Origin of the sequence: Tumebacillus lacus (assembly GCF_026410385.1) — a bacterium.
In the GTDB taxonomy this organism is placed as follows: domain Bacteria; phylum Bacillota; class Bacilli; order Tumebacillales; family Tumebacillaceae; genus Tumebacillus; species Tumebacillus lacus.
Map to the genome: position 1 here is coordinate 1 of NZ_JAPMLT010000011.1, position 18,032 is coordinate 18,032.

The window sequence follows — 18,032 nt, forward strand, 5'->3', positions numbered from 1 at the left end:
GCCGGGTACCGGTGCCGGGACGACGACGCCGGGTACGGGCGGCGGGACGACGACGCCGGGCACCGGTGGAGGGACGACGACGCCGGGTACGGGCGGCGGGACGACGACGCCGGGTACGGGCGGCGGGACGACGACGCCGGGTACGGGCGGCGGGACGACGACGCCGGGTACGGGCGGCGGGACGACGACGCCGGGTACGGGCGGCGGGACGACCACGCCGGGTACGGGCGGCGGGACGACCGGAGCCAGCGGAACAGGTGCCGGGACGGGTACGACGGAAGGGTAATGAGTTTCGTTTGGGAAGAGGACTCCTTTTATGAAAAAAGGGGTCCTCTTTTTGTTGGCATGTCGGACGAAGGGAGGGTCATAGAATCGAGCATACAATGTGCGAAGGGGTTGATCCCGGTGGACGATCTGCTTCGGTTTCTTGGGGTGATGGCTGCGCTGTCCGCATCGGCTCAGACGATGACGCTGCAGGTGCGCAGGCGGATGAATTGGCTGCGGTTTAAGGAAGGCGACGGCGATGATATCGAGTTGGTCGCGTTCAAGCGCGGCAAGGTACATGCCAATGTGCATCTGGCCTGCGGGGTGAACGGGGCGATCTTGGCGGCGGTGGCGAACATTCATCCGCTGTCGTATCTCGGGTTGACGCCGATCTGGGCGTACTCGCAGCTACCGTTGTTGACGAATGTGATGGATTATGTGTGTGCCGGTGTGTTGGTGGCGTACGGGGGCCCTTGGTTCCATGAGGTGCTCGGGATCTTGCGGGAATACAAGAAAAGTTTGCGAGGGACCGCTTGAGCGGGTCTCCCGCTTCTTTTTTTTTGGGGTGGACAAGTGTATCATGGAGGGATGACATCTTGAGTAGGTAAGGAGGAATCGCTTTGTCTATGTGGCGGTTTCGCGCGGCTGTTTTGGCTGCGAAGACGGTAAAGAAGTTGTTGACGCTATCGGGTCGTAAAGGGACGACTCTGCCCGGGAAGGTCGCGCTGTCGATCTATCCGGAGTTGTTGGCCGTATACGGAAAGATGCTCGGGGAGCAGATCGTGTTTGTGACCGGGACGAATGGGAAGACGACGACGAGTAACCTGCTCGTTCATTTTCTGCGCGAAGATGGGCGTGAGGTGATCAGCAATAGTTTGGGTGCCAATCTGATTCAAGGGATCGCGACGACTCTGATCGAAGGCGTTGATACGCGCCGTCGCGGGCAACAGGCGGTGGTCCTGGAGGTCGATGAGGCGACGATCGGGAAGGTGATCGGGCATCTGCGTCCGAAAGCGGTCGTGGTGACGAACTTTTTCCGGGATCAGATGGATCGGTACGGGGAGCTGGATCATGTCGTGGATATGGTCGGGAATGCATTGAAAAAGGCGCCTGACTCCACGACGGTGATCTTGAATGCGGATGATCCGTTGGTGACTTCGATTGCTCCGGACGGGAAGAATGTGGTGTATTTTGGAATCGAGTCGAGTGCGTTCGATTCGGAGGAGCATTCGGAAGTTCGGGACGGGAAGTATTGCCGGAAGTGTGGGTCGGAGTTGGAATATTCGTTGTACCATTATGGGCAGCTCGGGTTTTATCAGTGCCCGTCTTGCGGGTTCTCGCGCCCGGAGCCGTCGATTGCGGCGGAAGGGGTTCGGTTGGATGCGGAAGGGATTCGGTTTGGGGTAGGTGAGGTGACGGGGTTTATCAACTCGCCTGCTTTGTATAACGTGTATAATGCGTTGGCGGCTGTGACGGCTTCCACTGTGGTGGGGGTGGACGGCGATGTGCTGATGCGTGAGATGGGGTATATGAAGACTCAGTTGGGGCGGATGGAACGGCTGATTTCCGGCTCCGGGAGAGAGTTGATGTTGACGTTGGTGAAGAATCCGACCGGGTTTAATGAGGTGCTCAAGGTGGTGGAGCATGAGAAGAAGCCGGTGGAGATGTTGATTATTTTGAATGACCGGTATGCGGATGGGACGGATGTGTCCTGGATCTGGGATACGAATGTGGAACGGCTGCAGCAGTTTGCGGATCTGCGCAAGATCTATGTGGCCGGGACGCGGGCTGAGGATTTTGCGATTCGGTTGAAGTACGCAGATCTGGGGGAGATTACGGAGATTGTGGAAGGGGATACGCAGTCGGTGGATGAGGCGGTGAAGAGGTTGGCGGGAGATTCGATGTTGTATATCCTGTCGACGTATACGTCGCTTTATCTGGTGAGGGATCATCTGTTGGCTCAAGGGGGCCAAGAGGTGGGAAGACGGCAGGCGGTGTCGGCTTCGTAGGGTTTGGTTTTTTGGTTGAAAGGGCGATCTGGGTTCCGCTGGTTTGGTGGGATTTGGGTCGTTTTTTTTGTGGGGTGGGGGTTGTTTTTTTGGGGGGGAGGTGGTATGATAACACATGTCGCCGCTGAGAGCGGGACAAGGTTACAGATATGGCGGTGTAGCTCAGCTGGCTAGAGCATTCGGTTCATACCCGAAGGGTCGGGGGTTCAAGTCCCTCCGCCGCTACCAATATGGAGAGATACCAAAGTGGCCAACTGGGGCGGACTGTAAATCCGTTGCGAAAGCTTCGAAGGTTCGAATCCTTCTCTCTCCACCATAAAAGAAAAAGGCTGTTGGGCGGATGCTCAGCAGCCTTTTTGTATTTCGGTGCAGATTGGGTTGGGTGGTGGGTCCGGGTGGGGAGGTGGTTGCGGGTTCCCGTCGTGGGCCCCTCCCTTTGATTTAGTTTTTTGATGGTGGGGAGGGGCCCACAAAGGTCACCTCTCCACCACCTCCCCACCCTTCCCATCGTTGGCTGACCAGTTGTTGGGGGCACAGGCTTTTCCAGATCCCCTCGCGGGGGAGTCCGTTACGATGTAACGGTTCCGGTGGCGAGTTCGGCTGCTGCTTTGCCGGCTGTGAAGCCGGTGGAGAAGGCGACGGTGATGTTGTAGCCGCCGGTGTAGCCGTGGATGTCGAGGACTTCGCCGGCGAAGAAGAGGCCGGGGGTGAGCTTGGACATCATGGTCTTGGGGGTGATCTCTTTGAGATGCACGCCTCCGCCGGTGATGAAGGCCTCTTCGAGGGAGAGGGTGCCCGTGGCGCGGATGGGGAACTGTTTGATCAGTTCGGCGAGCTGCTGCCAGGGCTTTTTGGGGATGTTGGCGAAGGTGATGTCGTCTTGGAGTTCGGCTCTGGCGAGCAGGAGCGGGATGATGCGCTCGGGCAGGTAGCCTTTGAGGACGTTTTTGATGGCGCGCTTTGGCTCTTGCTCTGCAAGAGCATAGGTCTCGCGGTAGATGGTGTCTGTCGTTTTGTCGGGCAGGAGGTCGAGGGTCATGTGGACGACTCCGGCGCCGGTTTTTTTGAGCTCTTTGACGACGAATTGGGAGCAGCGCAGCACGGCCGGGCCTGACAGGCCAAAGTGGGTGAAGATCATGTCGCCTTCGTGGGTGATCAGGCGCTTGCCTTTGGCGTTGAGGACGCTCAGTTCGATGTTGCGCAGTGAGAGGCCCTGAAGGCTTTTGTCTTTGATGAAGGGCTCGTTGGATTTGATCGGGACTTCGGTGGGGTAGAGGTCGGTGATGGTGTGACCCGCCGCCTCTGCCCACGGGTAGCCGTCGCCGGTGGAGCCCGTTTTGGGGACCGATTTGCCTCCAGAGGCGATGATGACCGCCGGTGCGTCGATCGTTTGGCCGGATTTGAGTTTGACGCCCGCGACTTTGCCGTCCGCGTAGCGGACATGGTCGACGGGGGTGTGCAGGCGATACTCGACGCCGACTTGGTCGGCTTTGCTGAGCAGGGCGTCGAGGACGCTCTTGGCTTTGTCGGTGACGGGGAACATGCGGCCGCGGTCTTCTTCTTTGAGACGGATGCCAAGGTCTTCGAAGAAGGCCATGATGTCGCGGTTGTTGAAGACGGCGAACGGGCCGTGCATGAAACGGCCGTTGCCGGGGATGTGCTTGATCAGTTCGTCCGTCTCTTTGGCGTTGGTGACGTTGCAGCGGCCGCCGCCGGAGATGAGCAGTTTGCGTCCGAGGCGGTCGCCTTTTTCGAGGAGCAGGACGCGGGCGCCGTGAAGACCCGCCGAGATGGCGGACATCAAGCCTGCCGGGCCGCCGCCGATGACGATGCAGTCGTATGTCATAGGATAGTACCTCCGGTATGTAGGAAAGCGAAGATCGAAAAAAAGCCACTGTTCGAAGAAACAGTGGCTCTTTTTTGTGAGTGGTCGAATTACTCGGAGAGCTTTTCGTACGCTGCGACGACGCGGTTCCATTCGTCTTCTTCTTCGATGTCGACGAGGTAGTCGCCTTCCTCGTCCGCTTCGATGCGCATGATGAAGCCGTCTTCATCTTCGCCGTCAGCCGGCACGAGGATCGCGTAGTTTTGTTCGCCAACCGGCATGGTTTCGACGATGATGAACTCGCGCTCGTTGCCTTCGTCGTCGGTCAGGATGACGACTTCTTCGTGCTCGTGATCATGATCGTGGTTGCAGTTTTCGTCGTGGATATGTACGTCTTTTTCGGACATGAGGAAAACCCCCTCTTCCTATATTTGGTCAAGAAGCTTGTGGGCCAAAAGACTTGATAATCATATCATTTCATGTTTCGGGCAGTCAAATACTGCCTGTTTTTTACAGGCTGTCGGAGATGGTGCCCGCGATCAGCTTGGTGATCGATTCGAGCAGCTCGTCCACTTTGCCCATGGCCGTCTTGTAGGCCTGAACTTCCGGGTAGGCGTCCAGTTCGGCGGACAGTTTTTTGATGTCGGCGCGCAGGCCGTCGAGGTGACTGCCGGTGCCGTGTTCGCTGAGGCGCTCGTATTGGTCTTGCAAGTCGCGGAATTGACGGACTTTGACGGAGATGACCGGGTGGTCGTTCATCGCTTGTTCCGCCGCTTTGTAGGCGGTGACTTCCGGTGAGTCGAGGATCAGTTGGCCAAGCTCGAATGCCTGTGCCCAGATCTCGTTGCGGTCCAGTATGGTCATGAAAGGGTCCTCCCTTTGTTGGGCTTGAGTGAAAAAGATATTGTCTAGTATAGCACACATGGAAAAAGATCCACACATCGGGTGTGTGGATCTCTGTGACAGTTGTATGAGATCAGTGCTTGTATTGATGGTTGGCGTTGTGGTGCTTGAACGCTTCATCGCGACGGTTGTCGAAGTACTCGGTCATGAAGCCGAGAGCGACGCCGATCAAGATGGTCAGGCCGAAGATCGCGTAGTTTTTCGTCGCGATGCCGACAAGAACGATGATGAACGTCAGAGTATAGAAAAAGTAACGGTTGAGCATCGACATGTAAGGGTCCCTCCTTTGCTTCTGCTCTCTATTATAGCGGGTCGGAGTGATTTCGACCACCCGTTCGAAGAAGAAAAACCCCACAGGGATGTGGGGTTTTGGGTCAGATCGGGTAGTAGGGGTGATCCTGTGGGTCGCTGTCGACGTTGTTGACAAAGCCCCAGCTCTCGATCATGCCGTTCGGCCAGCGGTGTTCGTTTGCGTGGGCGAGCGGCTGGATGCTCTCGGCCGGCGTGGCCGGGACGTAGACGCCTTCGAGGACGTATTTGGCCGTTTCGAGGCAACGGCGGGCGTTGGTCAGGGCGTCGGGCAAGCTCGGGTCGGTCAGGTAGAAGATCGCCGAGTTGATGAGGCTTCGGGCCGATTGCTCGACTTCGCCGACGCGCTGTTGGTAACGTTCCATAGACAATGGCATGTGATTCCCCTCCTTGAAAACACTTCGCTTCCCTAGTCTCTGCCAGTTCGTTCAAGAGATATTCACTTGACTAGGCAAGGCATCAATCTTATGCTAGATGGGAATACGAATGGAATACGAAAGTATGGAAAGGGGGCAACGCCCGTGCTCGGACTGATCATTACCGTAGCAGCTACGTTCGGCCTGCTCTTCATGTGTGCTTCCATCACCAAGGAAAACACCGAGAAGGCGGTTCGCAAACATTACGAGAACTGGGAGAACTAAGTTCCCATTCTAGCGTCTAGGTGAGCAGCAGGGCTTGTTACAGGCCCTGCTGTTTTTCCACACGAAAGGGGCCCCGTTTACCTGTCATGAGCCAACACAAGTTTCGCTTTAACAAGGCGCGTGAATACGCCTTTTTCAATGAGCATGTCCACTTGTTGTTCGTGGATTTCGAACGCGATGAAAAGCAGGAGCTGTATCTGATCCGCGATGTGGAAGCGGACGGCACTTACATATTGGATTACCCGGGGGAGCTGTTTACCGAACAGATCCGCGAGTTGGTGAAGTCGATTTTCTTTGTGCAGGTGCAGGAGGAAAATCAAGCCGAAAAGCGCTATGTGCTCGGAGCGTTCTTCACGTATATGCGTCAGGAATACGCCCTGTACTACGACCGGGACAGCGAGACGGTCGAAGAGTTGGTGTTCTTCCGCGCCAAGGCGACCGGCACCGGTGACTGGGAGCTGGAAAACGTCGCCCACGAGGAAGAGTACCAAGAGATCGTCGCACACGTTCTCGACAAGTACGGCTCGTTTTTGAGCAAATAAAAAGGCGGTCTCACGCTGATGGGCGTGGAGACCGTTTTTTTGAGCTTCAGAGTAAAATGCGTGATCGTCGTTGTGCAAAGGATCGACGGTCTGTTTTGCTTTCGAGGACTTGCTTGATCGTCATGGTGCGAAGGAAAAGATCGGTTTCGCTTTCGAATACTTGCGTGAGTGTCATGGTGCGAAGGAAAGACGGTCTGACACGAGGATGTGTGCAGACCGTCTTTTTTCGTGATTTTCTTTTTAGAGGTTGCCGAGGAGGAATTCGCGGAGCTCTTCGGCTTGGGCTTCGTCGTCGATGGCGAAGGTTTGCATGAGCAGGTGGAGCTTTTCTTCTTCGAGGTCGTCTTTGCCGACGATGCCGAAGCGGCCGTTCTGGATGTTGAGCACCAGCGTTTTGCCGTAGAAATGCGTACTGGTGGTGATGGCGAGATCCCAGCGGTGGTCGCCGACAAACCCGACGTAGCGGGTGACCGTCTCTTCACTTTGTTCGTACATTTTGATATGCAACGCTAACACCTCGTCTTTTTTATGTACCTCATCTTATCATAACGATTTTCGATCCCCATCTACAAGCCTTGTCGAATAAAGTTTATAATAAGAGGAGCGAGAGGGGGGTGCGGGGATGCCAAAGACGCACATGCAATTGTTTCCGCTGCACACGGTGTTGTATCCGTATTGCATTTTGCCGTTGCACATCTTTGAGGAGCGCTACCGGACGATGATCAAGATGTGCCTGGAATACAACCGCCCGTTTGGCGTGGTCCAGATCACGTCAGGTCTTGAGGTCGGCGGCGTGGCCCGCACGGCGGAGATCGGCACGGTGGCGAAGATCAACAATGTGATCGAATTTGCGGACGGCCGGATGTTTATCGCGGTGCAAGGCGGACAGCGGTTCCGAATCTTGGAGAGCGGCTATGATGACGAATGTTTGACCGGGTATGTCGAACTGTTCGAGGATGAGCCGTCTGTCGAGTTGGCCGCCATCGGCGACTTGCCGGACAAGATCCGTCATCTGTTTGAAAAGTACTGGAAGCTGCTGGCGATCGTGCTCAACAAGGAACTGGGCAAGATCGACTTGCCCGATGAGCCGGATGTGCTGTCGTGGCTGGTGCCGTCGGTGCTGCATGTGCAGCCGGAGATCAAGCAGGCGATCCTGATGAAAAAGAAACTGGCAGACCGTCTGGAGCTGGAGTATGAAGTCTTGCAGGAGGAGTTTGAAAAACTGCTGGAGACGATGCGGGAAGCGAACGACTGACAGGTGTGCTATAATAGTTCCCGACTGCAAGGGACATGATAGAAGAAGCAGGAGGGAAAGCTTGTGGACGCAGAAAAATTGCAAAAAATGATCGAAACGCTGGACGAATACATCGCCCAAGCCAAGGCGGGGATGAACAAAAACCATGCACAGATCGAAGCGATGCGCCAAGATCTGACCGAGCGCGGCTACGGCGAAGCGCTGGAGGAAATCGAAGGCGTGATCGAGATCACCGGCCACCACGGGCAAGCGCTCGGTCGCCTGACGATGGCCGGCATGATGCGCGGCGAACTCCTGAAGTGGTCGGACGAGTCGAAGTAAAAACGACAAACAAACGTCAAATCCGGCACGTGAGTCTCCGTTTACAAGGCAGGGCTTCTCTGCTACCATAAGAAAGACAATGAAACCTTGAAAGGTGAGAGCGATATCATGAAAAAAGCGCTGATCATTACTGACATACAGTCTGAGTTTCTCGGCAACATGGACTACATATATCCGATCTGCCAAAAGTACCTTGACGAGCGCGGCAACGACTACGATCTCGTCATCCTGACCCACTGGAAGCACGAGGACAACGAGAACGAAAACACGCTGCTCCTCAAGCACGGCAAAGCGACCGTCGTCGAGAAGCGCGGTTACTCGGCGTACATCCCGGAAGTGGCAAAACTGCTGGAAGACAACAAGATCGAGATGGTGCACCTCGGCGGCATCGACTCCGACATGGCGGTCATGGCGACGATGTACAACCTGCTCGACGCAGGCTACAAAGTGCAGATCCTCGAGCGTCTGCTGTCCTCCTACTCGACCCGCAACTGGGAATCGACCACGATCATGCGCTTTGTGCTCGGCGACGAAAACGTCCTCGACCTCGGCGGCATGCGCACCTGGCTGTAAGCCGACCGGCCTCATGCAGAAAATACAACCTGCCCTCCTTGCGACGGGCAGGTTTTTTCTGTCAGGATTACTCCCCGTGCCCCCCGGCAACACTAAGCGCAGACGAAACAACATTCCATCGAAGCTGAGGTGAGGGAACTTGTCGTGGGTCTACTGGGCAGGTCTGTATGACAGCAAGTTCGAGGCCTATTGTGCCGTGATGTGGGTGGAAGGCGACAAGCGGATCTATGGTCAGAAACCGCCTCAAGAGGTGGAGCTGTACCGGACCAATCGCGGGAAGTTCGGCGTTCGCTTCAGGTAATCGTGGTCTGACGTTTAAAAGAGATTGGGAATGTAAAACATAAGAGATGCAGAAGCCTGTTGCCAAGATCGCTCGCTGTGCGCAACGGGCTTTTGTTTGGGGATGACAAACGGAAAATTTTGCATTACGATGGATGCATACATAGGAAAGCGAATAAAACGGAGAGAGGAGGTATTTCGTGAGCGAAACGGCGAAGTTCATCCTCGATATCCGCAGTGAGGACGAGTTTGTGGAAGGTCATCTGCCGGGGAGTATCAACGCGCAGATCCAAGAGATGACCTATGTCCTCCGCGATGCGGAGCCGGAAGACAAGATCTTGCTGGTCTGTTTGACCGGTACGCGGGCACACCGGGTCAAGGCGCTGTTGGCGGAAGAGGGCTTTGAAAATGTGGAGGTCCTCGAAGGCGGCATCAAGGCGTATAAAGGCGAGATCGTGCAAGGCGAATAGCGACGGCAGACTGGATTTGACCATTTTTGACTTTGACGGTCTTTGACCTTTTCTGACGTTGCGATTATACTGGTATCATCACATACTGCATCACCCCAATACATGGAAGCCGAAGGAGGTACCAATCATGAATCTTGTCCCGTATGTTGTGGAGCAAACGTCTCGCGGGGAGCGTTCGTATGACATCTATTCCCGTCTGCTGAAGGACCGCATCATCTTCCTCGGCAGCGAAATCGATGACAATGTGGCCAACTCGATCGTCGCGCAGCTGCTGTTCTTGGCAGCGGATGATCCGGAAAAGGACATTCATCTGTACATCAACTCGCCGGGCGGGTCGATCTCGGCCGGCATGGCGATCTATGATACGATGAACTTTATCAAACCGGACGTGTCGACGATCTGCCTCGGCATGGCGGCGTCGATGGGCGCGTTCCTGCTCTCTTCCGGCGCGAAGGGCAAGCGCATCGCGCTGCCGAACTCGGAGATCATGATCCACCAGCCGCTCGGCGGTGCTCGCGGTCAAGCGACGGAGATCGAGATTGCGGCTCGCCGCATTCTCTCCCTGCGTGAAAAGCTGAACCGTCTGCTCGCGGAGCAAACCGGCCAGCCGATCGAAGTGATCGCGCGCGACACCGACCGCGACAACTTCATGTATGCGGATGAGGCGTTGAAGTACGGGTTGGTTGACAAGATCATCGAGAACATCACGGAAGTGAAGTAAGTTCTTTGATGAGCAAACAGAGCGGCAGGGGATCTCGATCTCCTGTCGTTTTTGCATGGGAAGGACGGGGAGCATGGCGATGGCCAATCAGTTGACGGAGTGGATACGCGGGCAGGTGCTCGAACAGGGTCCGGTGCCGTTTGTGCGGTTTATGGAGTGGGCGTTGTATCACCCGGAGTGGGGGTACTACACGCGGGACTCCCGCAAGTTTGGCAAGGAAGGCGATTTTTACACGTCGCCGGGGATTCATCCGGTGTTTGCCGAGATGATCGCCGATGGGATCGCAGACAAGTGGCGTGCGTTGGGGGAGCCGGCCGCGTTTACGCTGATCGAGTTCGGCGCCGGCGAAGGAAAGCTGGCACGGGATGTGCTCGGGCGATTGAAGGGCGAGCACCCGGCGTTGTTCGCAGCGGTGCAGTACAAGATCGTGGAGGTGTCGCCCGTATTAAGAGAACGGCAGCAGGCGACGTTGGCGGCGTATTTGCAGGGCGGCCAGGCATCGGAAGTACGGACGGCCAACGAGAGTCTGACAACGGATGAACAAGCGGCTGATCGAGGTGGTCAGGCATTGGACGTACAGACGGCCAACGAGAGTCTGGCAGGTGATCAGCAGGTTGGGCATGCGTGCAAGGTCGTCTGGGTATCGGAGGCTGAATTGGCTGCAGGTGCTCCTTATGTCGGCGTCGTGGTCACCAATGAGTTGGTGGATGCGTATCCGGTGCATCGTGTGAGGAAGGCGGACGGTGTGCTGCAGGAAGTGTATGTGCAGTGGGATGCGTCTGCCGAGCGATTTGTGGAAGTGACCGGTGCGCTGACCGATCCACGCATCGAGGCGTATCTGGAGCGGTACGGGAAGCCGCTGCTAAACGGGCAGACGGCGGAGGTCGGGCTGCCGGGGCTGAACTGGTATGAGCGGGCTCTGGGGCTGCTTCGGCGCGGGAGTGTGCTGACGGTGGATTATGGGTTTGAGGCGGAGATGTTGTATCATCCGTCGCGCATGAAGGGGACGTTGCGCGGGTTTTACCGGCATACGTTGACGGACGACCCCTACCGCCACATCGGCGAACAAGACCTGACCACCGACATCAACTTCACCGCCCTGATCCGGCGCGGCGAGGAACTCGGCTGGCAGACGTCGTTCTTTGGCTCGCAGGCGAAGTATCTGCTCGACAGCGGGATCTTGAACCGGCTTCGGGATGCGATGGGTGCCGACCCGTTTACCGACCCGGACATGAAGCGCAACCGGGCGATTCGCCAATTGGTCACACCGGGCGGCATCGGCGATCATTTTAAGGTGCTCGTACAGGACAATTTGGTATAATGGCAGTATGGGTTTTGAAAGTAGAGGAGTGACAGTCTCATGTTTTTGAAGCGGTTGTCGATCATTCTGTTCGTCCTGTGCATGCTGTTTTTGGCTCTCGGCCTCTGGTTCATGTATTCCGGACAGCTGGTCGGGTAAAAGAAAAAGCCACGTCGCCAAGCAGGCGGTTCGTGGCTTTTATTTATTTTCCGGCTTATTTCTTGGCAAAGTAGAACATGCCGGTGGTGCCTTCGCCAACGTGCGCGCCGATGACGCCGGAGAGGTAGATGATCTGCGTGTTGGTCATGCCCGTCTTTTCGCGGACCGCCGCTTCGAGCTCCTGCGCCTGCTCCGGTACGTGCGCATGAACGACGTACAGGGTGTAGTCGGGGTCCGGCGGGAACTCTTCCAAGTGGCGCATCAAGGCGAGCAGGGCGTTTTTCTTGCCGCGTGCTTTTTCGTAGACCTGCACCACGCCTTTGATGTCGAGCATCATGATCGGCTTGATGCTCAACAGCGAGCCGAACAGGAAGGAGAGGTTGTTGATGCGGCCGGACTTGCGCAGGTTGTCGAGGTGGGCCACGGAGAAGACAAGCTTTTCCCGGTTGCGCAGTTCGGTCAGAACAGCGGTGATCTCCGCGGGTGTTTTGCCGTCGTTTGCCATCTTGGCCGCTTCCATCGCCAGCATGCCTTGGCCGATCGCCACGTTCAGCGAGTCGAAGATCGTGACGCGCTCCGGGTCGCTGACGAGGTCACGGGCGATCTTCGCCGACTGCATGGTGCCGGACAAGGAGGAAGACAGGCCGACGTAGTAGACGTCGTTGCCTGCGTCGAGCACCTTTTGGAAGCGCTCACGCATCAGAGCCGGGCTCGGCTGCGAGGTGGTCGGCAGCGTCTTGGAAGCGGCCATGCGCTCATAGAACTGCTCTTTGCTCAGTTCGACCCCGTCCGCGTACGCCGTGCCTTCAAATATCACGTTAAGGGGAACGACCTCGATGCCATACTGCTCGATCATGGATACGGTCAGGTCGGATGTGCTATCGGTTACAATACGGATCATGTGTATCTCCGCCTTTCAAAATGCGAATTGCTTTATTATAGCACAGAAGAGAATGGCAACTATACGCACCAGACTATTTTCACATGTGCTGTCACGAGATGTTCGAATGTGACATACTTTTTACTAAAGGATGCAAAAATAGTATGGATTATTCGGAGGGTATCGTGTAAAATAGCGGTAGTTGATACTCGACTGGGAGGGACTTTATACTTATGACGATTAAACTTGCAATTAACGGATTCGGACGTATCGGTCGGATGGTGTATCGCGCAGCTGTGCTCGATCCGCAGTTTGAAGTTGTGGCAGTAAACGCAACACACGATGTGAAAGCGCTTGCACATCTGTTAAAATATGATTCCATTCAAGGCAAATTTGATGCAGACATCCAGACCACCGAAGACAGCATCATCGTCAACGGCCGCGAGACGAAGATCGTCGGCGACCGCAATCCGCTGAACCTGCCGTGGGCAGAGCTTGGTGTTGACATCGTGATCGAAGCGACCGGCAAGTTCCGTTCGAAAGAGACAGCGGGTCAGCACATCACCGCCGGTGCAAAGAAAGTCATCATCACCGCTCCGGGCAAAGATGAGGACATCACGATCGTCCTCGGTGTCAACGAGCATATGTACGATGCACAAAAACATGACGTGATCTCCAACGCATCTTGCACGTCGAACTGCCTGGCTCCGGTCGCGAAGGTCCTGCATGAGAACTTCGAGATCCTGTCCGGTCTGATGACGACCGTTCACGCGTACACCAATGACCAAAACAACCTCGACAACCCGCACAAAGACCTCCGCCGTGCGCGCGCTTGCGGTCAGTCGATCATCCCGACTTCGACGGGTGCTGCCAAGGCGATCTCGCTGGTGCTGCCGGAGCTGAAAGGCAAGCTGAACGGCATGTCGATGCGTGTGCCGACCCCGAACGTGTCGGTCGTCGACCTCGTGGTCAACCTGGGCAAAGACGTCACCGTCGACGAGGTCAACCGCGTGCTGCGTGAAGCGGCAGAAGGCCCGCTCAAAGGCATCCTGCGCTACACGGAAGAGCCGCTGGTCTCGGTGGACTTCGTCCATGACGAGCACTCCTCCATCGTCGACGGCCTGTCCACGATGGTCGTGGCGGACCGCACCGTAAAAGTGCTGGCTTGGTACGACAACGAGTGGGGCTACTCCATGCGTTGCGTCGATCTCGCCGCGATGGTGGGCAAGCAACTGAAGTCGAAAGTGACTGTGTAAGCAGAGAAGAACACGAAAAAGCACAGGGCCGTGCGGTCCTGTGCTTTTTGTGTGGGAACGGCGGCCGGACGGGCGTTTACACTCCTTTGAAACAGGTTCTGTGCTTTTTATGTGCAAGATGATACAATGAGCAAGTGGAATATTTTGTTTCTTATTTTCTCTGATGTAGAAGGAGGACGAGGTACATGCAAAAAAATCCGGTTCTGGGGTGCACCCTGTAGTCTGAAGCAGACGGAACCCGACTCAACCGAATCATGCGTTCCTCTGTTTCAGATGTCTGTTGGATGACATGTGATATCGGAGGATTTGAAAAAAATGAATCAACTCAAAGATCGTACGATCTCTGCGCACAATGTGCGGATTTTATTCTGGGCTACTGTGTTTGCCAGTGTCAATTTTATGGAGCCGATCCTGACGTTGTTCTATCTGGAGCGGGGGCTGGACCTCGCGCAGGTGTACCTGGTGACGCTGGTGTGGTGTTTGACGGTATTGGTGTTTGAAGTGCCGACGGGGGCGTTTGCCGACCAATTTGGCCCGAAGGCGTCGTTTGTAACAGGCTGTCTGATCGCGATCCTGTCCAAGATCATCTTGATCTTCGCTCATGACTTTTGGGGCATGGCGGTCTACACGTTTTTGTGGGGGCTGTCGGTGACATTCTTCTCCGGTGCGGAGGAGGCGCTCCTGTACGAGTCGTTGAAGCAGGACGGCGAGGAAGAGCGGATGAGCGACGTGATGGGCAAACTCTATGCGGCCTCGCTCTACCCGATGGTGCTGGCCTTCCTGTTCGGGGCGTATGTGGCTCGCGATCTGGAGGAAAGCCAGTTCGTGCTGCTGATCGTGCTCGGCATGGTGTTTCAGTTGGTGCAACTCTTCTTCCTGTTGCGCGTTGTCAATCCGCGCTCGTTTGAAGGATTTCGTGAAAATCCGTTCCAGCATGTGAAAAACGGCGTGACGGTGATCCGCAAGACGCCCGATTTGCTGCTGATCTTTTTGAATTTTACCATCGTGTTTGTCCTGTCGGCGGTCGTGGCAGGCAGGCTGGAGCAGCCGTACCTGACGATGTCCGGCGTGTCGGTGGCGTGGCTTGGGGTGCTCTATGCGGGTGCGGCTGTGCTCGCGCTCTTGGTGTCGAGCCGCATCGGGTGGTTTACGCAGCGCTTTTCCAAGAAAGGGCTGATGTACGCCACCGGCCTGGCGACCGCACTGGCGCTCGTTGTGGCGGCTACAGTGGTGCCGGCCGTCTGGACGGCGACGCTGGTGTTTCTGATCCTGCGATTGTCGCGGGCGGTCAGGATGCCCTTGTACTCGCAGTTGACGAATGATCACATCCCGTCGGAGAGCCGGGCGACGACGTTGTCGCTGCTATCCATCGCCGACTCGCTGTTTGACGTGATCTTCCTGGTGACGTTTGCCGGGATCGCGGTGGCGGCCGACCGCTATGCGCTGGTGTTTGCCGCCTGTGCGGGGATCGTCCTGCTCGGCACGTTGATCCCCGTTCGGGAAGCAAAAAAAGGGTGAGGAGAGGCGTCGGGCTTTACGGGTCCGGCGCTTTTTCCTATAATGAGGGTCGATGCGTTTGGGACAGACTAGAAAATACGAGTACCCCAAAAAAGGTTGTGAGACGATGAAGTTAGAGATCTACCTCGACAACAGCGCGACGACGCAGCCGTACCCGGAAGTGATCGACGCGATGGTCGAGATGATGACGGTAACGTATGGCAACCCTTCTTCCTTACATAAAAAAGGTCTGACTGCCGAGAAGGAGGTCGACCGGGCTCGCGAGCGCGTCGCCAAAGCGGTGGGGGCGAAAAAGTCGGAGATCCTGTTCACATCGGGCGGCACCGAGGCGAACAACCTCGCGCTGTTCGGCGCGGCGCAGCAATACGCGTCCCGGGGCAAGCACATCATCACGACGGCGATCGAGCACCCCTGCGTGTACGACACCGCACAGGAACTGGAGCGTCGAGGCTACGCGGTGACGTTTTTGCCGGTCGGGAGCGACGGGCGGGTCAGCGCCGACGTTGTGAAACAAGCGTGGCGCGAAGACACGATCCTCGTCTCGGTGATGTATGTCAACAACGAGACGGGCGCGGTGCAGCCGATCCGCGAGATCGGACAATTTTTGAAAGACAAGCGCAAGACGCTGTTTCACGTCGACGCGGTCCAAGCGCTTGGCAAACTGCCGATCAAAGTCAAGGACTGCGGCATCGACCTGCTCTCGGTCAGCGGGCACAAGATCCACGGACCGAAAGGCGTCGGCGCGCTCTATGTGCGCGACGGCGTCACGCTCACGCCGATCTTGTTCGGCGGCGGGCAGGAGCGCGGCGTGAGATCGGGCACGGAAAATGTGCCGGGCATCGTCGGCATGGGCGTGGCGGCCGAGCGGTCGCTGCGCGAGATGGCGGCGGGCTCCAAACGGATGGCGGAACTGCGCGATCTGCTGATCGAGCGCATCGAGGCGAAGATCCCCGACGCGCGGATCAACACGCCGCGCGGGGCCGGTCACGCGGCTCCCCACGTCGTCAATGTGTCGTTTACGGGCGTGCGCGGCGAGGTGCTGGTGCATGCGTTGGAAGCGAACGGCGTGTATGTGTCGACAGGGTCGGCCTGCTCGTCGCGAGAAAAGGTCTACAGCCGCGTCTTGAAAGCGATGGGGCTGCCGGAATCGGCGCTTGAGGGCGCGGTTCGCCTGTCGCTGCGGCCGGACCATACGGCCGATGACGTGGAAGAAACGGTGCAACAACTCCAGTCGCTGATCGCCGATCTGCGACTGGTATCCCGGAGGTAATCATATATGTACACAACGTTGATGATACGGATGGCGGGCGAGATCTCCATCAAAGGCAAGAACCGCTCGGTGTTTGAAAAGGCATTGATGGAAAACATGCGCCTCGCTGTCAAACCGATTGGCGGCGTGAAGATCGTCCGCACGGGCGGCCGGATCGAAGCACTGCTGAACGGCGCCGATCTGGACGAGGTCGCAACCGCATTGAGCAAAGTACCGGGCATCCGCTCCTTGTCGCCGGTTATGGAAGCGGAACTGGATATGGACCGGATCAAGGACGCGGCCTTGAAAGTGGTCGAGGACGCGTTGACCAAACGGCAGACGCCGATCACCTTTAAAGTGGACGGCCGCCGTGCCAATAAAAGATTTCCCCTGACCTCGCCGGAGATCGCACGCGAAGTGGGCGGCCATGTGCTGCGTCACACGGACGGCCTGACGGTCGATGTGCACAAGCCGGAGCTGACCTTGCAAGTCGAGGTGCGCGAGAGCAAAGCGTATCTGCTATGCGACGTGATCCCGGGGCCGGGCGGCCTCCCGGTCGGTTCGTCCGGCAAGGTGATGCTGCTCCTCTCCGGCGGCATCGATTCGCCGGTCGCCGGCTGGATGGCGATGAAGCGCGGTGCGAAACTGGAGTGCATCCACTTCCATTCCTTCCCGTTCACCAGCGAGCGCGCGCAGGAAAAGGTCAACGATCTCGCCAAGATCCTCGCCGAGCACGGCGGCCGGATCGTGCTGCACAACGTGCATTTCACCGAGATCCAAAAAGCGATCCGCCAACATGTGCCGGAGGAGTACTCGATTACGATCATGCGCCGCTTCATGATGCGCATCGCCGACCGGCTCGCTCATCAGCGCAAAGCGATGGCGCTCGTCACCGGCGAGTCGCTCGGCCAGGTGGCGTCTCAGACGCTGGAGAGCATGTACACGATCAACAACGTGACCAACATGCCGATCCTGCGTCCGCTCGTGGCGATGGACAAGGTGGACATCATGGACATCGCGCACAAGATCGGCACGTACGAGACGTCGATCCTGCCGTATGAGGACTGCTGCACGATCTTCCTGCCGAAAAATCCGAAGACCCGTCCGAAGCTCTGGGAAGCGCAGGAGATCGAGAAAAAGCTCGACATCGAAGCGCTGATCGAAGAAGCGCTGGAAAAGACGGAGAAGCTGATCATGTACTCGGAGGGCGCTGCACGCTGATCTCTCTCCCACATACCGCATCAGGCAGAAGGGCACACTACCCGCAAGAAGCAGAAACAGGAAGGGGTGTGTGTATGCTGCTGAAGGCCACTCGACTGTTGCGGATGGTGTCCACACTGGCCGGATTTGTCTTCGGTGTGATGGAACTGCGCAACCAGTATTTCAAACGCAAGCGCATGTGGAACATCCTCCGCAAACTGGTGCGGCAACTGGGGTAAAGGGAAGAGAACCGTTTCTCATGGAGGAACGGTTTTTTTCTTATTTCTTTTTCTCAAAAAAGAATGATTTTGACGAAGGGTGTCGAATAAATCTCGATACAATTTTTTATGGAAAGTGG

The 18,032-nt window shown here is 56.8% G+C and carries 22 protein-coding genes and 2 tRNA genes; 17 read left to right on the forward strand and 7 right to left on the reverse strand.

Annotated elements, in window-relative coordinates; translation table 11 throughout:
- The 5 genes from OS242_RS16005 to OS242_RS16025 form a co-directional block, all read left to right on the forward strand.
- Nucleotides 1-286, forward strand: a 286-nt coding sequence (locus OS242_RS16005; protein WP_267152705.1) for a hypothetical protein, incomplete at its 5' end; no start/stop codon positions are given.
- A 119-nt stretch (nucleotides 287-405) separates the two neighbouring features.
- Complete coding sequence (locus tag OS242_RS16010; protein WP_267152706.1) at nucleotides 406-801, forward strand: hypothetical protein; 396 nt, start codon at nucleotides 406-408, stop codon at nucleotides 799-801.
- A gap of 89 nt (nucleotides 802-890) precedes the next feature.
- The gene (locus OS242_RS16015) at nucleotides 891-2,273 is read left to right on the forward strand and encodes a MurT ligase domain-containing protein (RefSeq protein WP_267152707.1); all 1,383 of its coding nucleotides are present in this window, start codon (nucleotides 891-893) and stop codon (nucleotides 2,271-2,273) included.
- 151 nt (nucleotides 2,274-2,424) lie between these two features.
- Nucleotides 2,425-2,501, forward strand: a tRNA-Met gene (locus OS242_RS16020).
- 4 nt (nucleotides 2,502-2,505) lie between these two features.
- Nucleotides 2,506-2,589: transfer RNA gene (locus OS242_RS16025), tRNA-Tyr, on the forward strand.
- 252 nt (nucleotides 2,590-2,841) lie between these two features.
- On the opposite strand, the gene OS242_RS16030 is transcribed toward OS242_RS16025, so the two are convergent.
- The 5 genes from OS242_RS16030 to OS242_RS16050 all read right to left on the reverse strand — a co-directional run bounded on the left by OS242_RS16030 (nucleotide 2,842) and on the right by OS242_RS16050 (nucleotide 5,687).
- Nucleotides 2,842-4,119 carry a BaiN/RdsA family NAD(P)/FAD-dependent oxidoreductase gene (locus tag OS242_RS16030; RefSeq protein ID WP_267152708.1) on the reverse strand — a complete coding sequence of 426 codons (1,278 nt, stop codon included), beginning with the start codon at nucleotides 4,117-4,119 and terminating at the stop codon, nucleotides 2,842-2,844.
- 89 nt (nucleotides 4,120-4,208) lie between these two features.
- Nucleotides 4,209-4,505, reverse strand: a complete 297-nt coding sequence (locus tag OS242_RS16035) for a DUF1292 domain-containing protein (RefSeq protein WP_267152709.1) — start codon at nucleotides 4,503-4,505, stop codon at nucleotides 4,209-4,211.
- A 103-nt stretch (nucleotides 4,506-4,608) separates the two neighbouring features.
- Nucleotides 4,609-4,962 carry a YlbF family regulator gene (locus OS242_RS16040; protein WP_267152710.1) on the reverse strand — a complete coding sequence of 118 codons (354 nt, stop codon included), beginning with the start codon at nucleotides 4,960-4,962 and terminating at the stop codon, nucleotides 4,609-4,611.
- 112 nt (nucleotides 4,963-5,074) lie between these two features.
- Nucleotides 5,075-5,272 (reverse strand): hypothetical protein, encoded by a 198-nt coding sequence (locus OS242_RS16045; RefSeq protein ID WP_267152711.1) that lies wholly within the window; start codon nucleotides 5,270-5,272, stop codon nucleotides 5,075-5,077.
- A 103-nt stretch (nucleotides 5,273-5,375) separates the two neighbouring features.
- On the reverse strand, nucleotides 5,376-5,687 hold the full coding sequence (locus OS242_RS16050) for a hypothetical protein (RefSeq protein WP_267152712.1): 312 nt from the start codon (nucleotides 5,685-5,687) through the stop codon (nucleotides 5,376-5,378).
- Between the two features lie 350 nt (nucleotides 5,688-6,037).
- Here OS242_RS16050 and OS242_RS16055 point away from each other — a divergent pair, with 350 nt between their 5' ends.
- Complete coding sequence (locus tag OS242_RS16055; RefSeq protein ID WP_267152713.1) at nucleotides 6,038-6,493, forward strand: hypothetical protein; 456 nt, start codon at nucleotides 6,038-6,040, stop codon at nucleotides 6,491-6,493.
- Between the two features lie 240 nt (nucleotides 6,494-6,733).
- On the opposite strand, the gene OS242_RS16060 is transcribed toward OS242_RS16055, so the two are convergent.
- Entirely contained in the window at nucleotides 6,734-7,000 is a 267-nt protein-coding gene (locus tag OS242_RS16060) for a DUF3055 domain-containing protein (RefSeq protein WP_407702120.1), read from the reverse strand.
- 115 nt (nucleotides 7,001-7,115) lie between these two features.
- Here OS242_RS16060 and OS242_RS16065 point away from each other — a divergent pair, with 115 nt between their 5' ends.
- From OS242_RS16065 to OS242_RS16090, 6 genes are all read left to right on the forward strand, one after another.
- The gene (locus OS242_RS16065; RefSeq protein ID WP_267152714.1) at nucleotides 7,116-7,748 is read left to right on the forward strand and encodes an LON peptidase substrate-binding domain-containing protein; all 633 of its coding nucleotides are present in this window, start codon (nucleotides 7,116-7,118) and stop codon (nucleotides 7,746-7,748) included.
- A gap of 63 nt (nucleotides 7,749-7,811) precedes the next feature.
- Nucleotides 7,812-8,069 carry a hypothetical protein gene (locus OS242_RS16070; RefSeq protein ID WP_267152715.1) on the forward strand — a complete coding sequence of 86 codons (258 nt, stop codon included), beginning with the start codon at nucleotides 7,812-7,814 and terminating at the stop codon, nucleotides 8,067-8,069.
- Between the two features lie 108 nt (nucleotides 8,070-8,177).
- Nucleotides 8,178-8,642, forward strand: a complete 465-nt coding sequence (locus OS242_RS16075) for an isochorismatase family protein (RefSeq protein ID WP_267152716.1) — start codon at nucleotides 8,178-8,180, stop codon at nucleotides 8,640-8,642.
- 479 nt (nucleotides 8,643-9,121) lie between these two features.
- Nucleotides 9,122-9,391 (forward strand): rhodanese-like domain-containing protein, encoded by a 270-nt coding sequence (locus OS242_RS16080; RefSeq protein WP_267152717.1) that lies wholly within the window; start codon nucleotides 9,122-9,124, stop codon nucleotides 9,389-9,391.
- Between the two features lie 127 nt (nucleotides 9,392-9,518).
- Nucleotides 9,519-10,112: an ATP-dependent Clp endopeptidase proteolytic subunit ClpP gene (clpP, locus tag OS242_RS16085; protein ID WP_267152718.1), complete on the forward strand. Its 594-nt coding sequence runs from the start codon at nucleotides 9,519-9,521 to the stop codon at nucleotides 10,110-10,112.
- 73 nt (nucleotides 10,113-10,185) lie between these two features.
- Nucleotides 10,186-11,433, forward strand: coding sequence for a class I SAM-dependent methyltransferase (locus OS242_RS16090; protein WP_267152719.1), 1,248 nt, complete (start codon nucleotides 10,186-10,188; stop codon nucleotides 11,431-11,433).
- 193 nt (nucleotides 11,434-11,626) lie between these two features.
- On the opposite strand, the gene OS242_RS16095 is transcribed toward OS242_RS16090, so the two are convergent.
- Nucleotides 11,627-12,472, reverse strand: a complete 846-nt coding sequence (locus OS242_RS16095; RefSeq protein ID WP_267152720.1) for a DegV family protein — start codon at nucleotides 12,470-12,472, stop codon at nucleotides 11,627-11,629.
- Nucleotides 12,473-12,684: 212 nt separating this feature from the next.
- On the opposite strand from OS242_RS16095, the gene OS242_RS16100 reads away from it, so the two are divergent.
- The 5 genes from OS242_RS16100 to OS242_RS16120 all read left to right on the forward strand — a co-directional run bounded on the left by OS242_RS16100 (nucleotide 12,685) and on the right by OS242_RS16120 (nucleotide 17,913).
- Complete coding sequence (locus OS242_RS16100; RefSeq protein WP_267152721.1) at nucleotides 12,685-13,707, forward strand: glyceraldehyde-3-phosphate dehydrogenase; 1,023 nt, start codon at nucleotides 12,685-12,687, stop codon at nucleotides 13,705-13,707.
- Nucleotides 13,708-14,022: 315 nt separating this feature from the next.
- Nucleotides 14,023-15,225 carry an MFS transporter gene (locus OS242_RS16105; RefSeq protein WP_267152722.1) on the forward strand — a complete coding sequence of 401 codons (1,203 nt, stop codon included), beginning with the start codon at nucleotides 14,023-14,025 and terminating at the stop codon, nucleotides 15,223-15,225.
- A gap of 106 nt (nucleotides 15,226-15,331) precedes the next feature.
- Complete coding sequence (locus tag OS242_RS16110; RefSeq protein ID WP_267152723.1) at nucleotides 15,332-16,495, forward strand: cysteine desulfurase family protein; 1,164 nt, start codon at nucleotides 15,332-15,334, stop codon at nucleotides 16,493-16,495.
- Between the two features lie 6 nt (nucleotides 16,496-16,501).
- Entirely contained in the window at nucleotides 16,502-17,695 is a 1,194-nt protein-coding gene (gene thiI, locus OS242_RS16115) for a tRNA uracil 4-sulfurtransferase ThiI (protein ID WP_267152724.1), read from the forward strand.
- 74 nt (nucleotides 17,696-17,769) lie between these two features.
- Entirely contained in the window at nucleotides 17,770-17,913 is a 144-nt protein-coding gene (locus OS242_RS16120; RefSeq protein WP_267152725.1) for a hypothetical protein, read from the forward strand.
- Nucleotides 17,914-18,032: the final 119 nt, after the last annotated feature.